Below are 18,688 nucleotides of genomic sequence, written 5' to 3' on the forward strand. Positions count from 1 at the left end.
TTTATTTACTGGAGATTTGTTTTACGATGAAACTCCTATTTATGCATTTTTTCCAACAACTAGCCCAGTTGATTTAGTGAAATCGTTAGAAAAAATATCAAATATATCTAATGTAATAATGATTTATGGAGGGCATAATACAATAGGTCTAACCCCAGATGTATTACATGAAGTAAAAAGTGCAGTTGACAAGTTAAGAGAACAAGATCTTGTAAAGTTTGGAACTGGTGTTCATAAATTTAACGGATTTAGTGTTCAATTTTAAATTAGCTTTTTCCACAAACTGTTGATTATCTTGAATAAGGAATCGTACTAGTTCCATTAAAGAGCAGGTTTGTGGAAACTATGAGATGAAAAATAAGGCGTTTCTGGAATAAGTAGAAACGCTTATTTTTTATTAAGATAGATTTGTTTGTTGACCAAGAAGTTAAAAGAATTGGTGAAATAATGAAAAGTATTTTTAGTTTAAACTTAGGGGGAATGGGATATGAAGTCGATAAAGGTTTATCATTACGATGCTTTTAGTAAAGAACCTTATAAGGGAAATCCTGCGGGGGTAGTTTTAAATGGTGATGAATTGACAGAGATAGAAATGCAAGAGATTGCTTTCAAATTTGGCTTTAATGAAACGGCTTTTCCAGTTGAATCGGATGTAGCTGACCTTAGAATTCGATTTTTCACACCAGGTCATGAAATGAATTTATGTGGTCATGCAAGAAATCATCCTGAAGTTTTATATGAATATTACCAATTAAAAGTTGACTTGGCAAAAAAGTTTCGGTTTGACAAAGTGTCTTACACGAAGAATAAGGCTCCTTTTATTCACAATGTCTTAAAAAAGGCAAAAAGAGAAGAGCGGTGATTATTATAGTTGTCCTAGCAATGATTTAATAAGGTTATTACTTTTACTTTCTGTGAAAATGCAGTAGTTAAAGAATATTTGGAGGGTTACGTACTTGAAAATACTTGAAACAGAAAGATTATACTTAAGGCAATTAAGTTTGGACGATATACAGGAGTTATCAAAAGTTCTTTCTGATCCAGAATCAATGCAATACTATACCGGGCCATTTCATTTGGAGAAGGTAGAAAGTTGGATTCAATGGAATATGGATAATTATAGAAAGTATAAACATGGATTATGGGCAGTAATTTTAAAAGATGGAGAAAGATTTCTTGGAGATTGTGGCATTACAATGCAAATAATTGATAGAGAAACAGTACCAGAGATTGGTTTTCATATTATTAAAAAATACTGGAATCAAGGATATGCAACAGAGGCCGCGGTTGCCTGTATGGAGTATGCCTTTAAAGTATTAAAGTATCCTAAAGTATTTTCTTACACTACAGTCAAAAACCTTCCATCACAGAGAGTAGCAGAAAAAATAGGAATGAAGAAATATAAAGATTTTGAAAAAAATGAAGAAAAACAAATTGCCCAAGTAGCATTTAATCCTTATATTTGAGGTTCAGTCATAATTTTACTAACTATAAAGTTTGTACGAGGGATTTTATTATGAAAATTGATTTAAAGAGGATGTTCAAAAAGTCCGGTGAAAATAACACATCGAATTCTTCGTTGGCTCGCTTTTCCGTTGCTCACGTATTAACTGCATACGTTCCGCTACTCAAAGCTTCGCCGCCTCGAACTTCTCGGTCCTTTTCATCCTCCTTTTGAACACGCACTTAAACTAAACGGAACAGGCTAGTGTAGTATCCTCTTTTTAGCCAATGAATAAACAATGGTATAATACATAATTATTAACGAAAGGTGTGATGTCTTGTGGCATATAAACTAAATCAAGCTGATGAAGTTGGAATATTTATTGAAAAGTCTAACCCGGGGAGATGTCACATTGATATTGAAAGAAGAAAAATTTGATGTTGTTTCAGAAACAGAAAGATTAGTGATAAGACCATTAAAGAAAGCTGACTATGGAAATTGGTTAAGTGAATTTGGAAACTGTTATCCATCTAAACATCGCCACGATAAAGGGAAAATTGATATGAGTGTTTGTACGCGGGAATGGTTTGATAATCTAGTAGATAAACACCAAGAGTTGGCATTTGCAGATATTGCTTACGTATTTGGTGTGTTTAGGAAAAAAGACGGCACACATCTGGGTATGGTGGATTTTTCAACCTTAGCAAGAGAAGACTTCCAATGGGGAAGGATTGGATACACCATCCATAATCAGCATTGGAGAAAGGGTTACGGTAAAGAAGCAGTAAAAGAAGCACTTTATACTGCTTTTAATCATCTGAAATTCCACCGTGTAGAAGCCCATATCAATTTAGACAATTCTGCGTCAATCAATCTAGCAGAGAGTGTAGGTATGGCGTATGAATGTACAGAAAAAATTTTATATTTGAATTTGGAGAATGGACGGATAACCTAATTTATTATAAAAATTCTAACGAGTAAGTTTTTTAAACTGGTAAGGCGATTGTTCAAGTAAGAATAGTCGCCTTTTCACTAGCGGATGCTTAAACAAATAGAAGAATCCATATACCAAACTTCTTAGAGGCAAAATTTAAAGAGATAAAAGCAAACTGTAAAACAGGGAATTCGACTAAAGTGCAGTACAGATTAAGTAAATATAAAGGATAAAGGGGATAACATAATGCTAACAGAAAGAGTTCATATTGCCGTGCCAACAGCTTTTTTTGAAGATGAATCTTTAAATATTCAAGGGACTATAAGCCATATAAGAGACCTGTATAAACAAGGAGTAAAATCTGTTCTTGTCTCTGGAACTACTGGAGAACAGCATAGTCTAAGCCTCCAAGAGAAAATGGAATTAATACACGCTTTAGAACTGGAAAAGGAACTAATTAGTAATATGGAAATTATATTTGGTGTGGCTTCTATTAGACAGAAAGAAGCAGAGGAATTAGCTGAAAAGATTCTTCATACAAAAATATCAGGTATCATGCTTGGGTATCCACCGTATGTTATACCGACACAAGAAGAAGCATTCGTTTATACAAAGAGGATTATAGACCTAAGTAATAAACCTACAATTTTATATAACAATCCAAAAAGAACTGGATTTGATTTATCAGAAAAAAGTATTATTCAATTAAGTAATATAGACTTAGTGGTTGGAATAAAAGATGCTGGTAATAAAGAAAAAGTGGAACGAATAAAAAACGGTATGCATAGAAACGATTTATATTTTTATGCTGGTGGAGAAGTGGGTTTGGAAGAAAAAGTATTACATGGATATAATCGTCTTTCTTCCATTGCTGGGAATGTTTCCCCAACGGAAATTAGTCAATGGTTTCAAAAAATGCTTATGAAGCAAAAAGTAAGTAAACAAGAAAACGAAAAAATAGAAAATATGATGGAACAAGTTTATCAAGGAAACGCTATTGTAAATCTGAAAAAAATTATTAATCAGAAGGGTACTCCAATGGGCATTTGCAGAAGTCCAATAGGAAATATTTAAATAGATAGTGATATATTTTTTTAGACTAATTACTGAAATGTTCATCTCATCTAGTAATATGTAAGGCTCAATTTCTGTTATATTTTAATTTTCCTTAACCAAGGTTTTTCAACTAAATGAAGGAGCAAGATAGGCTATGTAATCTATGCATTTTCATGGTGATTTGCATCAATTTTGATTGGATTTGTGATCTTAGGTTTTTTATGTATTCTTAAATGCCGGAATTATGACTTTCTATCAAAACAATGTTCCAGTAGAAATAATGGGAAGAGTAACGAGTATTTATCAGTTGATACATAGTGCTGTTCAAGTAGTATTTATTCTTGCGGCAGATCTAATTTCATTATGGCTTACTATTAGCACGTTGGCACTTGTGATGCTTGTCTCATCGATACTCTTTTCGTTTTCAGTATTGAAGCCCAATAATATTTTATTACCGGGAAGACCTCAAAGAAAACGAAAAATTTAAAGGTTTAAGATTATTAGATTAAACGGGAGCAATAGAAGATTTCTTTTGCGTTAAGGTGGGCGTTGATGTAAGTAAGGTTATGGCAATTACTAAATAAGCAATGTATCCTTGTTCCGCTAGTAGAACAAGGAATCTCAATAGAAATAAGCAATTACATGGTAAAATAATTTAAAAAGGCTGTGTCACTATATGAAAGTTTCTTTAATTGCTGCGATGGATGAAAATAGAGTTATTGGTAAAGAGAATGACATCCCATGGAGAATTCCAAAAGATTGGGAGTTTGTTAAAAATACCACAATTGGACAACCAACCATATTGGGTAGAAAGAATCTTGAGTCAATAGGAAGGGCATTACCTCATAGGAGGAATATTGTCTTAACAAGAGATAGGAATTATAAATTTAAGGGTTGTGAAATTGCCCATTCAGTTGAAGAGGTGTATAAAATTTGTGAAAATGAAAAAGAGATTTTTATTTTCGGGGGAGAACAAATTTATAAAATATTCTTACCTCACGTTGAGAGGATGTATATTACAAAAATTCATCATGAATTCGAAGGGGATACATTTTTTCCAGAAGTGAATTTCAATGAATGGAATGAAGTATCTGTCGAAAAAGGTATTATGGATGAAAAAAATCCTTATAACTACTATTTTCATGTTTATGAAAGAAAGTTGTTAAGATAATAGGCAGTTTACTCAAATAGGAATGGGGATATTTTAGTGATACGATTAGCTAATGAAACTGACGCAGAAGCAGTTATTGATATTAGAAAAGATATTATTTTATCAGAAAAGACAACCAGATTCTTTGTATCTTCTCCCAACGAGGTACCAAATGATATTAATAAGGAAAGAGAAAAAATACGAAAAAGTCGTGAGAAAAATAATCTTTATGTAGTTTTCGAAGTTGAAGGTAATGTGGTGGGCTTTTTGGTCTTTAACCGTTATGAACATATTCGCCTACACCACGCAGGGTCAATGGGTATGGGAATTAGAGAAGAGTACACCAATCAAGGGATTGGCACTAAACTTATCGAATATCTGATAGATTGGGCTAAACAAAAAAATCTGGAAAAGATTTGCTTAGGCGTTATATCTGTCAACAAGAGAGCCATTAATGTATATCGACGTTTGGGTTTTATAGAGGAAGGTAGACAGAAAAAACAAATAAAGTATGAAGATGGTTCATATGGTGATGATATACTGATGGCTTATCATATTTAATAAAAAAGTTGCCAAGTAATATACATAAATTAAAGTATGCATGGAAGCATGGATTTGTATGAAAAGAAGAACAAAAATAATTATAGCGATAAGTGTTTTACCTTTTTTATAATTTAATATGGAGCTGGAAGCGTACCATTAATATAATAATCTAACATGATACATCTTTGTGTTGCTAAAAAATAGTCAGCATAGCTTTTATTTTCATTAGCCTGTTCTAATAATTTAATAGTTTTATTGATATAAGAATGCATTTTTTCATTATTCGTAAGCGACGTTATATTATCTAGCATATCCATTTTTTCTTCAAGATCCTCTATTAGGTTTATCCATGTCCCTTTGCGCTCTAAGGTTTTATTAAATTCTTTATCAGATAAAAAGTATTCCCTTCCACCATAACCGGCACTTATATAACTTTGTTTACTACTTTCCACCTGGTCCTTAGCATAAACCGCTTTAGGGACTACTAAATAATAACCACCATATGCGGAATTTTTTATGTATGCCTTGATCTTATCTTTTTTATCGGATGGTAGCATTTTAATTATACTGTTTAAATCCTGCAATTCTTTATCGTAATTGGGCTTGATGGAACCAAGTAATTCATTATAGGGTTTATCTTCTACTACATATGAATACATTAACCCTGATTCTGTTATTATAAATTCTTGATTAGATAGTTGTTGACTTTCTTCCGTTCTAGTTAAAGGGGTTGATTGATTATCATGCACATTCGGTTCTTCCTCTGGTGAGTTTAGTGTACATGCTGCTAAAAACATAGCTAAACCAAAGATAATTAATATTCTTTCCATGAGTATATTCCCCCCCCCCTATACCTGCAAAAGAACAGTGATAAACGCTCCTGTTTAATATAAAACAATGTTGAAGTTCTATATGATTCCCTACGCTTTCATTACTACCATTAGTTTAACACAATGGGATTGATAATTCTAAATCGTTTTTATAATTTATATTTTTTATTATTTAGAATCACTTATATTACGTAGCATGTTTAATAAGAGTTAATTAGGGACAAATGTTTAATTTGGATGTTATTAGAAAGGCTGTAAGATATGATTCGAATTGAAGAAAATAATTATAATCAGATAATTCCTCTTCTTCTCAGTTTTTCGCATGCTAAAAAGTACAAAGCATTAAGAAACATAGCTAGAGCTGAGTGTCATTATCAAACATGACATATCTTAAAATGATTCCACTATAGTAATTGGCGGAATGTTTTACTCTAATACAAATAAATATTTGTTATTTGTATATTCTGAAATAAATTATTTATGTGTTACAATATACATGGTTGTTCGATTAGAGGAAACTTAGGAGGTTAATAAAATGTTTTAAGAAATATCAACGAGACGTATTCCCCGATTGATAGAGACAAATGAAAGATGTTATAAACTATTAAAAAAGAGAGCGTTAGATGTAGAGGAAGGTGAAAATGAATAAAAAATATATTTATTATATAGGTTTCATCATTTTAATTGGTTCGATAAGTATTATTTTTTTCATTAATAAGGAATCTGAAGCTTCAGTTTCTATGTTTCAACCAGAGCTAAATAAAAATGATTGGGCTCAAATTATGGAACAAATATCTGATTTGATTGATGAAGATAGTAATCATATTTTGTTACAGGAAATGACTTTAAGCTGGAATAAGGAAAGTTTAAAACAAGCAAATATCCGAGTCCAAAGTGAGAAAACAAATGAAAGTTTTATAATAAGTTTTGATCATGATGGTAATGGAAAAACATTAATTAGTAGTTTGGGTAAACTGGAACCAAAAGATAAGAAAGTAAAAGCACAAGAAATCATTCAACTTCTTAACAATCATACATTAGTAGCTTACCAAGAGGAAGGAGCAGAAAATGAATATTTTTTACGTTTTGATATTACCTATGGAAATCAAGAATTTACAAATGACAAGCAAATGGAAGGAAAATTATTTAAAGTTACCCCGGAATATGTAAAACCTTTCGAAAAAAATGAAACGGTAGTGATTTCAAGAGTTGCTGTTTCCTTTTTGGCAAATTCAAATGTGTACATAATCAAGCATCTATGAGGAGAGGAATATACTTTGGAAATGTAAATTAAATTGTGTGTTAGGGGAACGAACAGCTTACTGGGTAGAGGAGAAAAAAATGAAAAAGCGAATGGTAGGAATTTTACTATATGATTATGTAGATGTTTTAGATTTTGCTGGTCCCGCTGAAGTTTTGTCGCTTACTGTCAATAATAGAGCAGAGCAAGCCATCATTCTTTACAAAAAGCATATGTTACCTAATAAGCCGTTTCAAGTATTTACTATTACAGAAACTGGAGAACAAATAATAACTCATTCAGGGATAAAAGTGCAACCTGATTTTAGCTTTGATAATAGCCCTGAATTAGATATTCTAATAATTCCTGGCGGCCCTTTAAGGGCGGTACAAACGATGGTTAAAAACCAAAGGATTCAGGAATGGATTATTAAACATAAAAGTATTGAATATATCTGTTCAGTTTGCACTGGAGCAATTATTTTAGGAGAAACAGGATTGTTAGATGGAAAGAAAGCAACGACCCATTATTTAGCATTGAAAATATTACAAGAAAAACACCCTGATATTAAAGTGGTATCCGACAGCAAAGTAGTACATGATGGTAACCTCATATCTTCTGGTGGAGTTTCTTCAGGGATTAATATGGCACTATATCTTGTTATGCAGCTCATGGGGAAAGCTACTGCTGAAAGAACAGCTAAAACGATTGAATTTACTAGTGAAAAAGAGTGAATTTGTCGGATGACGGCATTTTTCTTGAGTCTTGAAACGAAAAAAATTTTCATTCCAAAGCGCTTGTAATCTACGTAACGGACAATCAACCACATACATACATAGCTTTTTTGTTATCAATCAGTATTTCTAATGATTCTGGTCGTGTTCCTTTACTGGTGTAATAGCAGCTTTTTCCAGATAATCTGTGTGCTTATACATGAATACAAGCGGTTGTCAGGATAAAACCATAAACAAGTTAGTAAAAGAAATGAAAGAGTAAAATAAAATTTATATAGGAAGAGATATCAATTAGTACATCTGTTTTGCAACAGTGACATTTCTTCGGTATATTGACACAGTTTTCTTTCCTATATATAATTAGTTAGAGTTGAATAACAGAGAGGTTCTTAGCATAAACCCTCTTTAAAAAACTAAGGACAAGAATGCCGTGTACCTTAGATGGTGCAAGGCTTTTTTTGTTTATGGAGGTAGAATTCATGAAAAATCAAGATTTATCTGATTTAACCTTATTAGGAAATCAAGGAACTTCCTACGAGTTTGATTATAATCCGGATATTTTAGAAACGTTTGATAATAAACATCAAAACCGCGACTACTTTGTTAAGTTTAATTGTCCGGAATTCACAGCACTATGTCCGATAACAGGTCAACCTGATTTTGCAACAGTATATATCAGCTATATTCCGGATGTGAAAATGGTAGAAAGTAAATCTTTAAAACTATATCTTTTTAGCTTCCGAAACCATGGAGCGTTCCATGAGGATACGATAAATATCATTATGAATGATTTAATTGAACTGATGGATCCGAGATATATTGAAATTTGGGGAAAGTTCACACCAAGAGGCGGTATCTCCATTGATCCATACTGTAATTACGGGAAACCAGGAACCAAGTACGAAAAGATGGCAGAACACCGGATGATGAACCATGATATGTATCCGGAAAATATAGATAACCGTTAGAGGAAAAACTACCCAGATTTGGGTAGTTTTTTAATTTCGGCATCATATTCGACAAATTTCGGGAGGTGACAGGCACCATGAGGAAGCACCAAAAGCACTAATTGACACAATGACAAAAATTGATTACGATTAAATATAATTCAGACAATTTTGTATAAATAGGGGGGGACGATGTATGATACCGATTCAGCACCAATCCAATCCGTATCCAACAGCACATCATTCAAAGTATGCCAAAAATGGAATGGTCGCCACATCTCAGCCATTGGCAGCACAGGCTGGATTGGAAATACTAAAAAAGGGTGGGAATGCCATCGATGCGGCCATTGCCACCGCAGCTTGCCTAACTGTTGTGGAGCCTACATCCAATGGTATAGGCAGTGATGCATTTGCACTTGTGTGGACGAAAGGAAAGCTACATGGACTAAACAGTAGTGGTAGATCTCCAAAATCGATTTCCATTGATACATTGAAGGAAGATGGGTATGATGAAATTCCAACATATGGCTGGATTCCTGTTACGGTTCCAGGAGCTCCAGGGGCATGGGTGGAGTTGTCTAATCGTTTTGGAAAATTGTCATTCTCGGAAGTGTTAGAACCAGCCATAAAGTATGCAGAAGAGGGTTACCCCATTTCACCAACATTAGCGAAATACTGGAAGAGTGCTTATCGTACATATAAACAAAAGTTAACCGATTCTGTTTTTGAAAATTGGTTTAAAACCTTTGCTCCTAACGGAAGAGCACCAGAAATTGGTGAAATATGGGCTTCTCCGGATCATGCGAAAACACTAAAGGAAATTGCAGAGACAAATGGAGAGTCCTTTTACCGCGGGGAACTTGCTGAGAAGATTGCGCTTTTTTCAAGGCAAACAGGGGGATATCTGACAGCGGATGATTTAGCAACATTCAAACCAGATTGGGTAGATCCTATTCATGTGAATTACCGTGGCTATGATGTATGGGAAATACCTCCAAATGGCCAGGGAATTGTTGCTTTGGAGGCCCTAAATATTTTAAAAGGCTTCGATTTCCCTGCAAAAGAATCAGTAGATACATATCATAAGCAAATCGAAGCAATGAAACTAGCATTTACGGATGCACAGAAACATGTTACGGAAGAAAAATATATGAGGCATTCTGTGGAAGAAATCCTAAGTGATGCCTATGCCGAAAAAAGACGATCCTTAATTGGTAACGAGGCGATTTTGCCAGTCGCAGGAGAACCTGAAATGAGTGGTACCGTCTACTTGGCAACGGCAGATAATGAAGGGAATATGGTCTCCTTTATTCAAAGTAATTATATGGGTTTTGGTTCTGGTGTGGTTGTACCTGGAACGGGAATTGCTTTGCAAAATCGTGGACATAATTTTTCGATGGATCCGGATCATGTCAATGCATTGGCTGGGGCAAAACGGACCTATCATACAATTATTCCAGGATTTTTGACGAAAGGAAATGAGGCGGTTGGTCCATTTGGGGTCATGGGTGGATTTATGCAGCCACAAGGACATGTGCAAGTGATTATGAATACGGTTGACTTTGGACTGCATCCCCAGGCAGCCCTTGATGCTCCAAGGTGGCAATGGATGAAAGAAAAGACGGTGGAAGTAGAGAACCGCTTTTCCCATCATATTGCCCAGGAATTACAAGCAAAAGGGCATGACATTCACATTCAATTAGAGCCAAACAGTTTTGGAAGAGGGCAGATTATTTGGCGTAATCCCAAGACAGGCGTCCTTGTTGGCGGATCAGAATCCAGAACAGATGGCACTGTTGCAGCATGGTAAACTAAAGGGGGAAAGAAAACTGGCTGCTAACCGGTTTCTCTCTTGGTACGGAAGAACTTGCAATAACTATAAAAGAAAAAGGTATGTGACAAAATGAAAACACAGTGGGATATTTTTATTTCTTTTTTCCGAGTAGGAATTCTTGGGTTTGGTGGTGGCCCTGCATCGATTCCTTTAATTGAAAAAGAGGTCGTAGGAAAATATAAATGGATGAATGAGGAAGAATTCGGTGATGTCCTGGCTATCGGAAATACCCTGCCAGGACCAATTGCCACGAAAATGGCTGGATATATTGGCTATCGTGTTGCAGGATTTTGGGGCATGATTAATGCGATTGCAGCAAATATTGTTCCAATGATTATTCTCTTAATTGTGCTGCTTACGACCTTATCATCCTTTAAAGATTTTGATTGGGTTAGAGGCATGTCAGCTGGAGTTGTTCCTGTCGTAGGTATGATGATGGCTGTTTTGACGTGGCAGTTTATGAAAAAGGCAGGCAAAGGATTTGGATGGACGAAAGCAATGATCTCGTTTGTATTATTTTTTGTTATTTTACAGTTATTGAATATTCACCCCGGAATCGTCATTGCCATTCTGTTAATTTTAGCGTTATCTATGAAAACAAAGAAAAAAGATAGAGAGAAAGGAAATACAACATGATTTATTGGCAAATATTTTTAGCGTTCTTTATTCCGGGCATATTAGGTTATGGCGGTGGTCCTGCATCCATTCCCCTTATCGAAAATGAAGTCGTGAAAAGGTATGAGTGGATGACGGTACAGGAGTTTAGTGAAGTGCTTGCGATTGGAAACTCATTGCCTGCACCGATTGCACCGAAATTGGCTGGTTATATTGGTTATGAAGTCGGTGGGGTTCTTGGAGCGTCTATCGGTGTTTTCGCAACGGTTGCACCTTCACTCATTTTAATGATATTGCTAGGAAACATCCTCCTGCGGTATAAAGACTCTCCGAAAGTAAAGCGACTGACATTGTTTGTACAGCCGGTTATAGCAGTTTTGCTAGGGGTATTGACATGGAATTTTCTACAAGAATCCTATCTTGGAATAGGATGGATTCAGACGATTATGATCGTTGTTATCAGCTATTTTTTAATTGAGCGAAGAGGTGTTCATCCAGCATTTGTGATTGCCGTGGCACTTGTGTATGGTGGGTTTTTCTTGTGATTGTTTAATGGGAAAAAGAATAGATGATGGCGTTCAAGTCTAGTATAAAGTTCTATGAATGACTTTAATTAAATTCAAAACACTTGCTAATTCTCATAAGGGAAAATAGCAAGTGTTTTTTTAAAAAAATTAATACATCGGAATAGTATACCAGGAAATAGTTAAAATAATGTTAAGAAAGAATATGTACTAAATAAAAAGAGCAGCCATAAGTATTTAGATTTTTTAAAAGGGATGGTAATTAAGTATGACAATGGTTATAGCATTTTCCTGGAAAGACAAAATAATAGTAATGGCCGATAGCCGGATATCTAGACAATCAGACAGCAAAGTTACGGAGTTTTATGATGATAGAGTGAAAATTTACCCTGTTAATGGAAATTTATTGATTAGTCAAAGCGGAGCTACAATAATACGATTAGATGAGCAGGGAAACTTTTTGGACGTTAGTGATGTTATAAGTGATTTTGTAAAAATGAATGGTAACAGAGAGCAATTAGTTGCTGTTGAGGGAGAATCAGCAATAAGGGACTTAATTGACTATTGGAATAAAATATTATTAAAGAATGACTTGGATCCTAATAATTATGATGTAAATTTTCTTTTATGTGGATGGATGAATGGAGTAACCCCCGCTATTTATTGCTACAGTTCCGAAACCAATAAAATCGACGAAGGAAATCGAGTGATAGGTGATAAGGAAGCACTAAAAATTATTTATCCATATATCCAAGAAGATCTAGAGAATAAGACATTTGAAGAAGTTCTCAGACATTATAAACACGGTTTTAACAAGGTTATTCAACATGTGGAAACAGTAGGTGGAGATCTACATATATATGAGCTAAATCAAAATCCTAAGTTATCCAAATGGATAAGTCGCCCGTTCTAAAAAAAGACCCCCTTTACACAATGTTTTAAAAAAGTGGTCTTTAGTTAAATAACTTTAAATCGCAAAGGAAATAGTTGTGACTTCCCTTGCGACAGCTAAGTTCAATCAATATTTGCTTCACATAAATTATCTATAAACCTTAGTTAACTAATCCCAATTCCTTTAACCCATAAAAAATTCCATCTTCATTTACGGTTCTTGTTTTGTGCTTCGCATACTGAAACAGTTCAGGATTCGCATTTCCCATTGCAAAACTTTCTCCAACAGATTGAAGCATTTCCTTATCATTCATCCCATCTCCAAAGGCAATGGCTTGTTCTGCTGGGATGTGTAGCTGTTCAAGAGCCTTTTTAATAGCTTCTCCTTTGTTTACATTGGTACGGATAATATCATATGCATGTTTTACACCGTCCACGTTGACCTGTGACAGTCTGATATGGGAGTCAAGCTGGTATAAATTTTCTTGTCCATCCTCTAAATTCATTACCGTCATTCCTAATATTTGATCTGCTGCTTCAGAAGTATATTTTTCATTCTGATACATTTGAAAAGCTTTACTAAAATGCTGGGAAATGGCACTGTCCGGATTAGTAAAGTAATTTTTTCCGTTCGTATACATAATGATTTCATGATGATGCTCCTTAGCAGTAGCAACGATATTCTTTACTAATTCTCCGCTCATTGGCTCATCTACAATCGTTTCATTATTGTAAATAGCATGCGCACCATTATATCCAATAAAGGAATCAATGTTTAATTCATTTGCGAGGTCTCTGATTTCATGGATTGGTCTGCCGGTAGCAATAAATACCTCAATTTCCTTCTCATTCAGCTGCTGAATTGCATCTTTCGTTTTGTCCGAATACGTATGGTCTGGTCTTAAAATGGTTCCGTCAATATCTAAGAATACTGCTTTATATGTCATGTTGAACTCCTTTAAATTAAAATTGATATACGCATAGTTTAGCATAAATAGACTGGGTAATGTAGTAAGTGACTTTAAAGGGATGTTAAAGTTAGGTAAAATTTTGTTTGAAACTGGGAGGGATCGAGCACAAGTCAATATAACATCATCCAAAAATTGGGACAGAAACACCGCCAACATAGCAGAATACCCCACCATCTAAGGAGAATCCCTTTTTAAACGACGTGAACCTGCAACTTCATAACAACTCTCTCCCACCAACAAAAAACCAGACCTCAATCAAAAAGGTCTGGTTTGATAAACGAATATTACAGCGCCATATCATCCACTGAATCTAACCATGCTTCAATCGTGCTGATGACTGACTCCACTGTTCCCTCTTCAAATGGGGAACGGAGGCCTGCAGCAGCCACTAATTCAAGAAATGGCTTGGATCCGCCCAATTTACATAAATTTAAATAGTCATTCCATGCATCCTCATGATTTTCCTGATTTCGTTTCCAGAACTGGAAGGCGCAAATCTGTGCTAACGTATAATCAATGTAATAGAAAGGCACCTCATAAATATGTCCTTGACGTTGCCAAAATCCACCAGCTTCCAAATAGCTGTTTCCATCATAATCACGATGAGGCAAATAGATTTTTTCTAATTTTTTCCATGCTTGTTTACGCTCATCCGGTGTCCATTCAGGGTTTTCATAAACTAGATGCTGAAATTCATCGACAGCTACACCATACGGGATAAACGTTAATCCGCTTGCCAGGTGACTATATTTATATTTGTCTGTGTCTTCTTTGAAAAACAGTTCCATCCATGGCCAAGTGAAAAACTCCATACTCATCGAATGAATTTCCGCTGACTCACTCGTTGGAAAGCCGTATTCTGGGATTCCGAAATGTCTACTGGAATATGCCTGGAATGCATGACCCGCTTCATGGGTTAATACATCTACATCCCCAGAAGTACCGTTAAAGTTAGCGAAAATAAATGGAGACTGATAACCCTCTATAAAGGTGCAGTAGCCACCAGCTTCTTTCCCTTTTTTCGCCTCTAAGTCCATTAAATGACGGTCAAGCATATATTGGAAAAATTCATTGGTTTCATCGGATAATTCGCTATACATCCTTTTCCCGTTCTCAATAATCCATTCCGGTGAACCTTTTGGTGTTGCGTTCCCACTTTCGAATTCAAAGCTCTCATCGTAAAACTTAAGGGAATCAACCCCAATTCGATCTGTTTGTTTTTCATACAATTTCGTTGCAACAGGGACAATTGACTCGCGAACTTGTTTACGGAACATACTAACCATATCGGCATCGTAATCGATTCGCTGCATTCTTAAGTAGCCGAGCTCGACGAAGTTTTTAAATCCAAGTGTGGTGGCAATTTCATGTCTAATTTTAACAAGTTGATCATATATCGTATCAAATTTTTCTTGATTTTCTTCAAAAAATCCAAACCTAGCCTGGACTGCTGCTTTCCTTACATCGCGGTCTTTGCTTTCTGTAAATGGCTGTAGTTGGGCTAACGTATAGCTTTCACCTTTAAATTCAATCTCTGCAGAAGCGACTAATTTGGAATATGCGGATGTTAGCTTGTTTTCTTTTTTCATAAGGTCAATCACTTCCGGTGAAAATGCTTTAATCTCGCACTCCGCAAGACTGAATAATTGCGTACCAAATTGCTTTTCCAGTTGATTTCGGTATGGCGAATCGATTAACTTTTTATAAAAGTCCGTGCTCAATTCATTTAATTCCGGCTGGAAATCATCGAAGAAATCGCGTTCTTTCTGGTAGAATTCATCTTTTGTATCGATGGAGGCACGTATGTACACTAAATTGCCCATCGTTGATAATGTATTCCGTAGTTTATTTATTTCCTTTACTGCTTCTGCAGCAGATTCGGATGAATTTGCATTCGTGAAAACTTCCAATAATGTATGAAAACTATGCTTCACCTCTTCCACATTTAGTCGTTCATATGTATAATTTTCAAATGTAAGCATTCATAATCCTCCTTATCTTCCTAATTTCTATATTCGCCTTAGTGGAAACAAAATCCTTTTTTTAGTATTTGTTTTTGACCACCACATGAATTGAAAAATAAATGTTCGGTTCAATTGACTTTGTAAGCGGTCAATTGTAGACTTATTTATAGTGATTATATTATTAATTATGGGGTGAAAAGCATGATTGAATCAGTTTTAACAATAGGTGGTATTTTAGCATTTATCGCTTTTGTAGTGAGTTTATTATTAGTAAAAGCAACGCCGAAAGATAAATACATTGCCTATTTACCTGGTTTTCTATTAGCAGCTGCCGGATTAATCTTCGTATTAGCTGCCTCGTTTGTGAACGTTGAAATGATGGGAGCTCCTCTAGGCGGATGGGGCATTGCTTGTCTCTTCTCAGCAGCAATTAGTCTCATCTTTACATCCATATTTGATGCATATCAACAAGTGGATACACAAAATGCATAAACTGAAAAAAAGCTATAGTACTTATCGAAGATGAGGTAAGTACTATAGCTTTTTTATTTTACGTTAGAAAAGAAACAAGCTGGGAGTTATTTTAAATACGTATTTCCATCACGCTGTTCAATTTTATTTTCCTTTATCAGTCTTCCAAGTGCCCGTTTAAACGCAGCCTTACTGATGTTGAATGTTCCGCGGATTTCTTCTGGATCACTTTTATCGCTAAATGGAATCATACCACCGTGTTCTTGCAGATGTTCAAGAATCATTTTTGAATCATCAATCATTCCATGCTGCTTAAGTGGTCTTAAGGAAATGTTAAGTGTACCGTCTCCTTTCACTTCGATAACACGGCCATGTACCAATTCGCCAAGCCGGGGCTCTTCTTTGCGTTCGGTATGATGGATAAACCCTCTGTAACCTTCTTCTGTTATGATCGCAGCACCCTCTCTACTTGTATAATAAACTCTTCCGTTCACAGACTGGTTTAGCATATCCTCGGGTGCAGTCTCGAACTCACGGTACATTATCCCTTCTGTTGCCGGGATTGCCAGTAACCGACCTTTTTGGTCAAAACCTAATGTAACAAACAACTGATCACCAGGTTTCGGCCAAACCGCCTGGTATAACGGTAAATCATCATTGGAAACAAGAAAATCCTTGGCAATTCCAATGTTTACAAACACACCAAGATGTGGGATAACCTCAACCACTTCCGCCCAACCATATTCATCCATTCGAATTTCCGGAAAAGTTATCGTAGCTGTTGTATTTCCTTTTTTATCCTTGTACAAAAACACATCGATTTCCTGTCCTTCTTCATGCTCACTTTCTGTTTCATTATGATGGAGCAGGGCTTGCTCTCCATCCTTCTCCAGAACATATCCGGTATCAATTTTCCGTAACACTGTCATCGTTTGAATGGTTCCAAGTTTTAATGTATTCATGAGTAACCTTCTTTCTATATGTATATCTTGCTATATTGGAAAAGGGGCACCCTATTAAAAGAGTACCCCTTTCATTAAAAAAGTAACACATAAGTTTATATTTTTTAATCCCTAATCTTTGGATTTGAAATTCAACACCATTATTTCTTTAACCGCGGTACATGTTCCACTGGATGTTCTCTAACTTAAGCAAGGTAAGCCCTTCCTGCTCTTACCTCCTTGCGTCCCCTTAGACGCGCCAGTGTGAATAAGCATTTTCAAAAACACTGTAGAATGCCAGAACACTTAGCTGTTACTTTCTTTGCAACTAATTAAATATACATGGAATTTATTGGTTTGTCAAGTTAGAAGAGGTATCCAAAGTTAATAAAATAACTATAAGCAGAAGGTGGGTCATTACAAATTCAATTTCTCTCACTAACACTAGCATTTATGATAAACTATTTAATAGTTTCATCATGTTATAAAGAGAGAGTCTAGCTTAGATGGAGATGGATTTATGAGTTTATTTTTAAATGTTATTTTACCGATTATGCTTGTATTTGCCTCAGGTTATGTCCTGCAGAGAATACGCGTACTTGATGTCAAATCGGTTTCGGCGGTATGTCTTTATATACTTTCGCCGGCATTAGTTTTTACTTCTTTATATGAAGCAGAGTTTAATAGTGGATATGTGATTATTGTTGTTTACATGTTTGTCCTCTTTTTCCTTATGGTTTTTGTAAATAAAATTCTGGCAAAAATATTCAAATGGTCACAAAACATGGAGAGTGCTGCAATCCTGTCAACAGGGTTTATGAATGCCGGTAATTATGGATTGCCAGTAGTGCTATTCAGCTTAGGACCAGCTGCACTGCCATATTCTGTTTTTATTATGGTTGTACAGGGATTGCAAAATAACTTTTTTGGTGTATATTATGCTTCCCGAAGCTCGAGTGGGATGAAGCGAGCGGTTATCAATGTGCTTAAGATGCCTACCACCTATGCAATGATTCTTGCATTTATTTTTCAGTTTTTAAATATAACGGTTTCTGAATCGATTCATTCTATGTTATCTATGGTAGGGGAGGCTGCTATACCTGTCATGATGATTATGCTTGGTATGCAACTGAGGTCCATAACCGGAATTAAGCTGAATTGGCAAGTCATTACATCAGCTGTCACATTAAAAATGGTTGGGGCACCACTGTTTGCCTTTGCATTTGTTCATTTTCTAAATGTCGATCCATTGATTGGAGCGGTGATTATTATTATTTCGGCAATGCCGACAGCAGCAACGACAACGATGTATGCCATTGAATTCGATACAGAGCCAGATCTCGTTTCCAGTATTACCTTCATCGCAACAATTGCGAGTATCTTAACCGTTACGACTCTATTAAATATAATGTAAAATCCTTTCGTCAGAATAACGGCTTTCTTTCAAGCGCTATTTCACAGGTGTGTGGAATAGCGTGTTTTTAGTTGGAGTGAAGGCCGAATAACTGGAAGGAAAGCTGAATTACTGGAAGGAAAGCTGAATTACTGGAAGGAATGCTAAATTAATGGGATGAAAGCTGAATTAATGGGATGAAAGCT

At 35.4% G+C, this 18,688-nt stretch carries 18 protein-coding genes, 3 pseudogenes and 1 riboswitch; of the genes and pseudogenes, 17 read left to right on the plus strand and 4 right to left on the minus strand.

All coding sequences use genetic code 11. The features are described from left to right. The 8 genes and pseudogenes from GMJ66_RS20515 to GMJ66_RS19630 form a co-directional block, all read left to right on the plus strand. Positions 1 to 265 (plus strand): annotated as a pseudogene (locus GMJ66_RS20515) (MBL fold metallo-hydrolase); the annotation flags it as partial. A gap of 222 nt (positions 266 to 487) precedes the next feature. Then, positions 488 to 715 (plus strand): annotated as a pseudogene (locus GMJ66_RS20835) (PhzF family phenazine biosynthesis protein); the annotation flags it as partial. Then, on the plus strand, positions 695 to 862 hold the full coding sequence (locus tag GMJ66_RS20840; protein WP_231514992.1) for a GrpB family protein: 168 nt from the start codon (positions 695 to 697) through the stop codon (positions 860 to 862). The pseudogene GMJ66_RS20835 and the gene GMJ66_RS20840, both read left to right, overlap by 21 nt. Before the next feature lie 94 nt (positions 863 to 956). Then, positions 957 to 1,466 (plus strand): GNAT family N-acetyltransferase, encoded by a 510-nt coding sequence (locus GMJ66_RS19610; protein WP_156292009.1) that lies wholly within the window; start codon positions 957 to 959, stop codon positions 1,464 to 1,466. A 390-nt stretch (positions 1,467 to 1,856) separates the two neighbouring features. Further along, a pseudogene (locus GMJ66_RS19615) lies at positions 1,857 to 2,425 on the plus strand (GNAT family N-acetyltransferase). Positions 2,426 to 2,624: 199 nt separating this feature from the next. Then, positions 2,625 to 3,452, plus strand: a complete 828-nt coding sequence (locus tag GMJ66_RS19620) for a dihydrodipicolinate synthase family protein (RefSeq protein ID WP_156292010.1) — start codon at positions 2,625 to 2,627, stop codon at positions 3,450 to 3,452. Between the two features lie 658 nt (positions 3,453 to 4,110). Next, positions 4,111 to 4,605 (plus strand): DfrD/DfrG/DfrK family trimethoprim-resistant dihydrofolate reductase, encoded by a 495-nt coding sequence (dfr, locus tag GMJ66_RS19625; protein WP_156292011.1) that lies wholly within the window; start codon positions 4,111 to 4,113, stop codon positions 4,603 to 4,605. 36 nt (positions 4,606 to 4,641) lie between these two features. After that, positions 4,642 to 5,145, plus strand: coding sequence for a GNAT family N-acetyltransferase (locus GMJ66_RS19630; protein ID WP_156292012.1), 504 nt, complete (start codon positions 4,642 to 4,644; stop codon positions 5,143 to 5,145). Between the two features lie 113 nt (positions 5,146 to 5,258). On the opposite strand, the gene GMJ66_RS19635 is transcribed toward GMJ66_RS19630, so the two are convergent. Further along, on the minus strand, positions 5,259 to 5,957 hold the full coding sequence (locus GMJ66_RS19635) for a hypothetical protein (protein ID WP_156292013.1): 699 nt from the start codon (positions 5,955 to 5,957) through the stop codon (positions 5,259 to 5,261). Between the two features lie 641 nt (positions 5,958 to 6,598). Here GMJ66_RS19635 and GMJ66_RS19640 point away from each other — a divergent pair. The 7 genes from GMJ66_RS19640 to GMJ66_RS19670 all read left to right on the plus strand — a co-directional run bounded on the left by GMJ66_RS19640 (position 6,599) and on the right by GMJ66_RS19670 (position 12,764). After that, positions 6,599 to 7,219 carry a hypothetical protein gene (locus GMJ66_RS19640; RefSeq protein WP_156292014.1) on the plus strand — a complete coding sequence of 207 codons (621 nt, stop codon included), beginning with the start codon at positions 6,599 to 6,601 and terminating at the stop codon, positions 7,217 to 7,219. Between the two features lie 79 nt (positions 7,220 to 7,298). Further along, the gene (locus tag GMJ66_RS19645) at positions 7,299 to 7,931 is read left to right on the plus strand and encodes a DJ-1/PfpI family protein (protein WP_156292015.1); all 633 of its coding nucleotides are present in this window, start codon (positions 7,299 to 7,301) and stop codon (positions 7,929 to 7,931) included. A 376-nt stretch (positions 7,932 to 8,307) separates the two neighbouring features. Next, positions 8,308 to 8,354, plus strand: a riboswitch (PreQ1 riboswitch). 56 nt (positions 8,355 to 8,410) lie between these two features. Beyond that, a complete protein-coding gene (gene queF / locus GMJ66_RS19650; protein ID WP_156292016.1) occupies positions 8,411 to 8,899 on the plus strand; it encodes a preQ(1) synthase in 489 nt (162 codons plus the stop codon). A gap of 175 nt (positions 8,900 to 9,074) precedes the next feature. Further along, entirely contained in the window at positions 9,075 to 10,688 is a 1,614-nt protein-coding gene (locus GMJ66_RS19655) for a gamma-glutamyltransferase family protein (RefSeq protein ID WP_156292017.1), read from the plus strand. A gap of 93 nt (positions 10,689 to 10,781) precedes the next feature. Then, entirely contained in the window at positions 10,782 to 11,348 is a 567-nt protein-coding gene (locus GMJ66_RS19660) for a chromate transporter (RefSeq protein WP_156292018.1), read from the plus strand. Beyond that, positions 11,345 to 11,872: a chromate transporter gene (locus tag GMJ66_RS19665; protein WP_156292019.1), complete on the plus strand. Its 528-nt coding sequence runs from the start codon at positions 11,345 to 11,347 to the stop codon at positions 11,870 to 11,872. Before GMJ66_RS19660 ends, GMJ66_RS19665 begins: the two co-directional genes overlap by 4 nt. A 247-nt stretch (positions 11,873 to 12,119) precedes the next feature. Then, a complete protein-coding gene (locus GMJ66_RS19670; protein ID WP_156292020.1) occupies positions 12,120 to 12,764 on the plus strand; it encodes an Ntn hydrolase family protein in 645 nt (214 codons plus the stop codon). Between the two features lie 139 nt (positions 12,765 to 12,903). On the opposite strand, the gene GMJ66_RS19675 is transcribed toward GMJ66_RS19670, so the two are convergent. Together GMJ66_RS19675 and GMJ66_RS19680 are read right to left on the minus strand one after the other, a co-directional pair. Further along, on the minus strand, positions 12,904 to 13,689 hold the full coding sequence (locus tag GMJ66_RS19675) for an HAD family hydrolase (RefSeq protein ID WP_156292021.1): 786 nt from the start codon (positions 13,687 to 13,689) through the stop codon (positions 12,904 to 12,906). A 308-nt stretch (positions 13,690 to 13,997) separates the two neighbouring features. Then, entirely contained in the window at positions 13,998 to 15,695 is a 1,698-nt protein-coding gene (locus GMJ66_RS19680; RefSeq protein ID WP_156292022.1) for a M3 family oligoendopeptidase, read from the minus strand. Between the two features lie 183 nt (positions 15,696 to 15,878). On the opposite strand from GMJ66_RS19680, the gene GMJ66_RS19685 reads away from it, so the two are divergent. Then, a complete protein-coding gene (locus GMJ66_RS19685; RefSeq protein ID WP_156292023.1) occupies positions 15,879 to 16,169 on the plus strand; it encodes a hypothetical protein in 291 nt (96 codons plus the stop codon). An 86-nt stretch (positions 16,170 to 16,255) separates the two neighbouring features. On the opposite strand, the gene GMJ66_RS19690 is transcribed toward GMJ66_RS19685, so the two are convergent. After that, positions 16,256 to 17,110 carry a CvfB family protein gene (locus tag GMJ66_RS19690; RefSeq protein ID WP_156292024.1) on the minus strand — a complete coding sequence of 285 codons (855 nt, stop codon included), beginning with the start codon at positions 17,108 to 17,110 and terminating at the stop codon, positions 16,256 to 16,258. 499 nt (positions 17,111 to 17,609) lie between these two features. Between GMJ66_RS19690 and GMJ66_RS19695 the strand changes: the two genes are divergently transcribed. Continuing rightward, a complete protein-coding gene (locus GMJ66_RS19695; protein ID WP_156292025.1) occupies positions 17,610 to 18,503 on the plus strand; it encodes an AEC family transporter in 894 nt (297 codons plus the stop codon). Positions 18,504 to 18,688 lie beyond the last annotated feature (185 nt).

The sequence above is a fragment of the Oceanobacillus salinisoli genome, from assembly GCF_009733865.1.
GTDB lineage: Bacteria > Bacillota > Bacilli > Bacillales > Amphibacillaceae > Oceanobacillus > Oceanobacillus salinisoli.

Bases quoted from the DNA above. Each gene is read 5' to 3' on its own strand.
- GMJ66_RS20840 (WP_231514992.1), top strand. From the start codon at position 695: ATGAATTTATGTGGTCATGCAAGAAATCATCCTGAAGTTTTATATGAA.
- GMJ66_RS19620 (WP_156292010.1), top strand. From the start codon at position 2,625: ATGCTAACAGAAAGAGTTCATATTGCCGTGCCAACAGCTTTTTTTGAA.
- dfr (WP_156292011.1), top strand. From the start codon at position 4,111: ATGAAAGTTTCTTTAATTGCTGCGATGGATGAAAATAGAGTTATTGGT.
- GMJ66_RS19635 (WP_156292013.1), bottom strand. From the start codon at position 5,957: ATGGAAAGAATATTAATTATCTTTGGTTTAGCTATGTTTTTAGCAGCA.
- GMJ66_RS19640 (WP_156292014.1), top strand. From the start codon at position 6,599: ATGAATAAAAAATATATTTATTATATAGGTTTCATCATTTTAATTGGT.
- GMJ66_RS19645 (WP_156292015.1), top strand. From the start codon at position 7,299: ATGAAAAAGCGAATGGTAGGAATTTTACTATATGATTATGTAGATGTT.
- queF (WP_156292016.1), top strand. From the start codon at position 8,411: ATGAAAAATCAAGATTTATCTGATTTAACCTTATTAGGAAATCAAGGA.
- GMJ66_RS19655 (WP_156292017.1), top strand. From the start codon at position 9,075: ATGATACCGATTCAGCACCAATCCAATCCGTATCCAACAGCACATCAT.
- GMJ66_RS19660 (WP_156292018.1), top strand. From the start codon at position 10,782: ATGAAAACACAGTGGGATATTTTTATTTCTTTTTTCCGAGTAGGAATT.
- GMJ66_RS19665 (WP_156292019.1), top strand. From the start codon at position 11,345: ATGATTTATTGGCAAATATTTTTAGCGTTCTTTATTCCGGGCATATTA.
- GMJ66_RS19670 (WP_156292020.1), top strand. From the start codon at position 12,120: ATGACAATGGTTATAGCATTTTCCTGGAAAGACAAAATAATAGTAATG.
- GMJ66_RS19675 (WP_156292021.1), bottom strand. From the start codon at position 13,689: ATGACATATAAAGCAGTATTCTTAGATATTGACGGAACCATTTTAAGA.
- GMJ66_RS19680 (WP_156292022.1), bottom strand. From the start codon at position 15,695: ATGCTTACATTTGAAAATTATACATATGAACGACTAAATGTGGAAGAG.
- GMJ66_RS19685 (WP_156292023.1), top strand. From the start codon at position 15,879: ATGATTGAATCAGTTTTAACAATAGGTGGTATTTTAGCATTTATCGCT.
- GMJ66_RS19690 (WP_156292024.1), bottom strand. From the start codon at position 17,110: ATGAATACATTAAAACTTGGAACCATTCAAACGATGACAGTGTTACGG.
- GMJ66_RS19695 (WP_156292025.1), top strand. From the start codon at position 17,610: ATGAGTTTATTTTTAAATGTTATTTTACCGATTATGCTTGTATTTGCC.